The organism is Bradyrhizobium sp. (assembly GCF_049586575.1).
Classification (GTDB): Bacteria; Pseudomonadota; Alphaproteobacteria; order Rhizobiales; family Xanthobacteraceae; genus Bradyrhizobium.
The window spans coordinates 1-6223 of sequence record NZ_JBAVCF010000655.1; the positions used below are offsets into that span (position 1 = coordinate 1).

Consider the following 6223-nt stretch of genomic DNA (forward strand, 5'->3'; position numbering starts at 1 on the left):
GTCCTGGATCGGTCGTAAGCTCGAGCGGACCAAAAGGGGAGTTCCTGGATGACGATAGCGGAAATCGATGAGCGTAATGCGACAGGCAGCTTCCATGGCCTGCGCGTGCTCGATTTCTCGACCACCATCGCCGGTCCGCATTGTACGCGGATGCTGGCCGATCTGGGCGCGGAGGTCATCAAGATCGAGCCGGCGGAGGGCGAGACGATGCGAATCCGTCCCCCCGTGCGCAACGGCTTCAGCAGCGCTTTCGGCGCCCTCAACGCCGGCAAGAAAAGCATCGTGCTTGATCTGAAATCGCCGGAAACCGTCGAGATCATCCGTCACGTCGTGAAAGACGTCGACATCCTCGTGGAGAATTTCCGCCCCGGCGTGATGCGGCGGTTGAAGCTCGACTATCCGTCGTTGCAGTCCTTCAATCCGCGTCTCGTCTATTGTTCGATCTCCGGCTACGGCCAGACCGGACCGTCGGCGGAGTTGCCGGCCTATGCGCCGGTCATTCACGCGGCTTCCGGCTATGACATGGCCCATCTCGCCTACCAGCCCGGCAGAAACCGGCCGGACTATTGCGGTATCTATCACGCCGACGTGCTGACGGGTGTTTATGCCTTCGGCGCCATTTCGGCCGCGCTCTATCAGCGCCAACTGAACGGCAAGGGCCAGCACATCGACGTGTCGATGCTGGAATCGATGCTCTCCTTGACGCTGAACGAAGTCCAGAACGCGCAATTCCATGTCCCGCCGCCGAGCCGCCCGATGTTCGGCCCGGTCGAAACCGCGGACGGATATGTGATGGTGGCGATCGCCAGCGAAAAGACCTTCCAGGGCATGGTCCGCGCCGCTGGCCATCCGGAATGGACCAGCGATTCCCGCTTCGCGAAATATGCCGACCGCCGCCGCCACTGGAACGACCTGATGGATGGCGTCGAGAACTGGTCGCGCACGGTCACGACCGCCAACTGCCTTGCCGAGCTTTCCATCCACGGCGTTCCCTGTTCGGCCTATCGAACCGTGGCGGAAGCGATGGATGATCCACAGATTGCCCATCGCGGCGGGCTTGCGGAAATGGAGGACGGCGGCGGCACTTTCAAGGTGATGAACATGCCGTTCCGGATGTCGGGGGCTAAAGTCGCTGCGGGAACGCGCGCGCCGGCTCTCGGCGAACATACGAATGCAGTGCTTGGCGAGGCCGGATTTTCGCCGCATCAGGCGGCCGTTTCCGCCAGGAAGTAGCGGTCTCCCCGGCGTGAGCCGACGGCCTTGCGGGGCCGGCGGATTCCGGCCTATCACGTCAGCCAATAAGTTCATGGGAGTGAGACGATGAAGAGCTTCAAGGTCGCCGATTTCAACGCGCCTCTTCAGGAAGTAGATGAACCGACGCCGCAGCCCAGCGGTACGCAGGTCTTGATCAAGGTGAAGGCGGCCGGCGTCTGCCACAGCGATCTGCACATCTGGGAGGGCGGCTACGACCTCGGCCATGGCCGCAAGCCGTTGTCCCTGAAGGATCGTGGCGTGTCGTTGCCGCGCACGATGGGGCACGAAACCGTCGGCGAAATCATGGCCTTCGGGCCTGATGTGAAAGAAAGCGACAAAGGTGGCCTCAAGACCGGCGACGTCGTGCTGGCCTATCCCTGGCTCGGTTGCGGAAAGTGCAAGACCTGCGTCGGCGGCGACGAGAACATGTGCATCGTCAAGCCGAATGCGCTCGGCGTCTATTGCGACGGTGGCTATGCCGATCACATGACTGTGCCGCATCCGAAATATCTCATCGACCTGAAGGGGCTCGACCCCGTCACCGCCGCGCCTTACGCCTGCTCCGGCGTCACCACCTACAGCGCATTGAAGAAGGTGGAGTTCGCCTTTGACACGCCGATCGTGATCTTCGGCGCCGGGGGGCTTGGCCTGATGGCGCTGTCGCTGATCAAGGCGATGGGCGGCAAAGGCGCGATCGTCGTCGATATCGACGCGAAGAAGCGCGAGGCGGCGGAAAAAGCCGGTGCGCTCGCAACCGTCGACGGCGGCGCGGCGGATGCGCTGGAGCAGTTGACCAAAAAGGCGGGCGAACCGATCCGCGCCGTGATCGACCTCGTCGGCAATGCCAAGACCACGCAGCTCGGGTTCGATTGCCTGACCAAGGGCGGCAAGCTCGTGATCGTCGGGCTGTTCGGCGGCGGCGCGCCCTGGGCCCTGCCGCTGATTCCGATCAAGGCGATCACCATCCAGGGCAGCTATGTCGGCAATCTGCGCGAAACGCAGGAATTGCTCGATCTCGTCCGCGCCAAAAAGATCGCGCCGATCCCGGTGACCCCGATGCCGCTCGGCAAGGCCAATGAGGCCTTGGCCAATCTGAAGGAGGGCCGGCTGGTCGGCCGGGCCATTTTGACGCCGTAAGGCGTTCATGGCCTCATCCTTCGAGACGCGCACAGACGTGCGCTCCTCAGGATGAGGCTCGTGTTCCTCGTGGTGAGGAGCGTGGTAACACCACGCATCTCGAACCATGAGGCCGCAGATCACTGAACCAAGGATAATTGTATGTCTGCCAACAACGCGCTCCACATCGCCGTCCTCGCTGGCGACGGCATCGGCCCCGAAGTCATGGCGCCGGCGCTGGAAGTCCTGCGCAAGATCGAGAAAACCACTGACCTGAAATTCCGCTTCACCGAGGCTGCGGCCGGCGCTAATCACTACCGCGAGACCGGCAAGTCGATGCCGGATTCCACGATCCGGCTGTGCGAGGAGGCCGACGCCATCCTGCTCGGCGCCTGCGGCCTGCCGTCGGTGCGTTATCCCGATAACACCGAGATCATGCCGCAGGTGGAACTGCGCTTTCATTTCGATCTTTATGCCGGCGTGCGCCCGGCGCGGCTCATTCCTGGCGTGCCGAGCCCGATCGTCGGCGCCGACCAGCGCGGCATCGACCTTGTCGTCATCAGAGAATCCACCGAGGGCCTGTTCGCCTCGATGGGGAAGGGCGTCGTCACCCATGAGGATGCGCGCGAGACGCTGGTGATCACCCGAAAGACCTCGGAACGGCTGTTCGAGTTTTCCTTCAAGCTTGCGGAACGCCGCAAGAAGCGCGGCCGCCCCGGCGGCTTGACCTGCGTCGACAAAGCCAATGTGTTCAAGGCCTTTGCGTTCTTTCGTGAAATGTTCGATGAGGCAGCAAAACGTCATCCCAACGTGAAGACAGACCGTCTTTATGTCGACGCCTGCTCGGCGATGCTGGTGAAGCGGCCGTGGGATTTCGACGTCATGGTCATGGAGAACATGTTCGGCGATATCCTCTCCGACATGACCGCCGGCCTGATCGGCGGCATGGGCATGGCGCCCTCGGCCGATATCGGCGACCGCTATGCCGTGTTCCAGCCCTGTCACGGCACCGCGCCCGACATCATGGGGCAGGGCAAGGCCAACCCGACCGGCATGATCCTTTCGGCGGCGATGATGCTCGACTGGCTCGCCGACAAACACGGCCTGGAGCAGGCCGCCGAGGCCGGCGAGCGCATCGAGCGCGCGGTCGACAAGGCGTATGCGCAAGGGATCAAGCCGATGGAGTTCGGCGGCAACAACGGCACCGCCGATATCAGCAACGCCGTGCTTGCGGCGCTGTAGGATTCTGCTCAGCACCCAAAACTCGCTCGTCGTCCCCGCCTTGTGCGCAATTGCGCACTGGCGCGGGGACCCATAGCCACCGGCTTTGGTTTTGCGAAGGACGTCGGCCGTCGTGCCCAAAGGAAGGGCGCGGAGCATGGGTCCCTGCGTTCGCAGGGACGACGTTGGAGGGCGCACTTTTCAAATAGCCACAGCTCTACCTTCTCGCCGCCCATCGGCGCGAGTTTTGCAATCATCTTGCCCACAGAAGAGGGCGCGGGGAATGCGCGGGCGCCGTTTGCGCCCGCAGCCTTGTGCGCAAAATGAAAAAGCACACAAGCGTAGTCACTGCGGTCACACCGGAAATCCCGGCATTCCCCGCGCGAATGGTTTTACGGTTTACTTCGTAGTCTCCCCGGAGACCGGGCTTTATTGCCTCCGTCACCCCCGAGAAGCGTTAGCTTCCCAGGAGCTTGACACCAGCGTCGGGGTGCCAGGACGCTACGACTTCGCCGTCCGCGCCGGTGTCCTTCGTCACGAACACCTTCGCGGCCATCGCCTCCCGCACCCACGTTCGTGACGATCGCGAAACGCCCCTCCTGGTGGCGCGGGATGACGTAACTTGTGCCGCTGATTTTAGGAAGGGATCAACCACTGTGGCCTGCGACCGATTAACGCGACGGGCAAATCAGTCCTTTGTGCCGAAGCAATCGGGCGCGCAAAGTCAAGACCTCAAACTGAAAATCACCGTCCCCTGAACTTCGGCTGGCGCTTTTCCATGAAGGCCTGCCTTCCTTCCCGGAAATCTTCAGAGTCCATGCAGGCGGTCGAGATCGCCTTGATCGCGGCCATGTCGCGCTCGTTCCTATCCTGCAACACCTGTGCGATCGTGATCTTGCTGGCCTTGACCGAAAGCGGCGCATTGCCGGAGATGGTGCGGGCGATCTCGAACGTTTCATCCCACAGCTTTTCATCCGCCACCACGCGATCGACGAGGCCGATCCGCAACGCTTCGGCGGCATCGATCCGCATGCCCGTGTACATTATCAGCCGTGCCTGTGACGGCCCGACCAGCGAAACCAGGTGCTTTAGGCCATCGTAGCCATAGGCGATGCCGAGCTTGGCCGCAGGGATTCCGAACTGGCTGTTGTCGGAGGCAAAGCGCATGTCCGCGGACATCGCGACCTGCATGCCGCCGCCAAGACAAAAGCCTCTGATGCAGGCGATTGTCGGCTTCGGAAAATGGGCGAGCACTGCCCGTTGGGATTCGCTGCGCCGGTTATATTCTTCGGAGGCCTGCGCGTTGTGGCGGTTTTTCTCGAATTGGCTGATATCGGCGCCCGACATGAACGCCTTATCGCCGGCGCCGGTCAGGACCACCACGCGCACCTGTTCGTCCTCGCGCAATTCGACGAGTGCCTGACCCACGCCCTCCCACATCTCGATCGACATGGCGTTGCGTTTTTCGGGATTGTTGAAGGTGACGATGCCGACCCCGTCGGCGACGCCCTTGAGGATCTTGCCTTCGGCAAAGGATTTTTGGTTTTTTGTGGAGGCGTCGAGCATAAGCGGGCCTTTGGTAAGCATGTCAGACGCCGCGCAATGAAGCATTGCTTCGTCGCCGCCGCAATGGTGGTCGGGCCTCATTTGAATCAGGGTTCAACGATTTCCGGACCTCCCCTTAAAAGGGGGAGGTCGCTTTGCTCCTTGGAGCAAAGCGGGAGGGGATCAAAAGACTTAGAGCGAATGCAAACCTGACCCCCGCCCCAACCCTCCCCCTTCCATGGGGAGGGAGCAGCAGAGCTCTCACGCGAAAGAGCGGAAGCTCACCGCGCCAGATGCGCCGTCAATGGATGATTGGCGGCCTGGTTGAAGAACGCGGCTTCCTCGGCGGTCGCTTCCAGCAGCTGCTCGTCCTGAGCGTAGATGTCGTTGCGGAACTGGATGGTCTGGTCGCGGGTCATCCACGCCGTGAGGTAGATCCAGGCGACCGGCACCTTCTTCGGCAGCACGATATCTTCGCGCGCGCCGGTCGCAATGGCAGCGTCGATCGCAGCGCGATTCCATTTCGGCATCTCTTCCTGCAACAGCCACGCGGCGAGATCGCGGACATTGTCGACCCGCGAGCAGCCATGGGAGTCGAAACGGTAATCGTCGCTGAACAGGTTGCGCTGGTTGGTGTCGTGCATATAGACGGAGTAGGGATTCGGCATGTCGATCTTCACCACGCCCAGCGCATTCCAGGCGCCGTTCTGCTGGCGTACCGTGAAATTCGGCACATGCGTGCCGGACCAATCCACCGCAGCCGGGTCGATCGGGTGGTCGTGGCCGTCCAGCACCTCCATGTGCATGCGCGACAGGTAGCTTGGGTCTTTACGCATATGCGCGGAGATTTCAGTTTTTGCGATCGAGGACGGGACGGTCCAGGTTGGGTTGAGATTGACGCTGGTGATTTCCGCCGTCAGCGTCGGCGACGGCTTCTCGGTCTTGCCGGCAATGACGCGATAGCGCCGCACCACCGTATCATTCTCGACCGCCTCGGCGAAGGCCGCCGGGAGGTTGACGACGACATAGCGCTGGCCGAACTGGAAGCTCATGTTTTCCAGCCGCTCGAGCGAGGCCTCAAGCTGCC

At 62.1% G+C, this 6223-nt stretch carries 5 protein-coding genes; 3 read left to right on the forward strand and 2 right to left on the reverse strand.

All coding sequences use genetic code 11. From position 1 onward, the window contains the following. Positions 1–48: 48 nt before the first annotated feature. The 3 genes from WB528_RS24045 (at position 49) to WB528_RS24055 (ending at position 3612) form a co-directional block, all read left to right on the forward strand. Positions 49–1233, forward strand: a complete 1185-nt coding sequence (locus WB528_RS24045) for a CaiB/BaiF CoA transferase family protein (protein WP_423891399.1) — start codon at positions 49–51, stop codon at positions 1231–1233. Positions 1234–1320: 87 nt separating this feature from the next. Next, complete coding sequence (locus WB528_RS24050) at positions 1321–2391, forward strand: alcohol dehydrogenase (protein WP_423891400.1); 1071 nt, start codon at positions 1321–1323, stop codon at positions 2389–2391. 141 nt (positions 2392–2532) lie between these two features. After that, a complete protein-coding gene (locus WB528_RS24055) occupies positions 2533–3612 on the forward strand; it encodes an isocitrate/isopropylmalate dehydrogenase family protein (protein WP_423891401.1) in 1080 nt (359 codons plus the stop codon). A gap of 723 nt (positions 3613–4335) precedes the next feature. Here WB528_RS24055 and WB528_RS24060 read toward each other — a convergent pair. Both WB528_RS24060 and WB528_RS24065 read right to left on the reverse strand, forming a co-directional pair. After that, positions 4336–5178: an enoyl-CoA hydratase gene (locus WB528_RS24060; RefSeq protein ID WP_423891404.1), complete on the reverse strand. Its 843-nt coding sequence runs from the start codon at positions 5176–5178 to the stop codon at positions 4336–4338. Between the two features lie 239 nt (positions 5179–5417). Next, the coding region (locus tag WB528_RS24065; protein WP_423891406.1) for a L,D-transpeptidase family protein at positions 5418–6223 on the reverse strand (806 nt) is incomplete at its 5' end.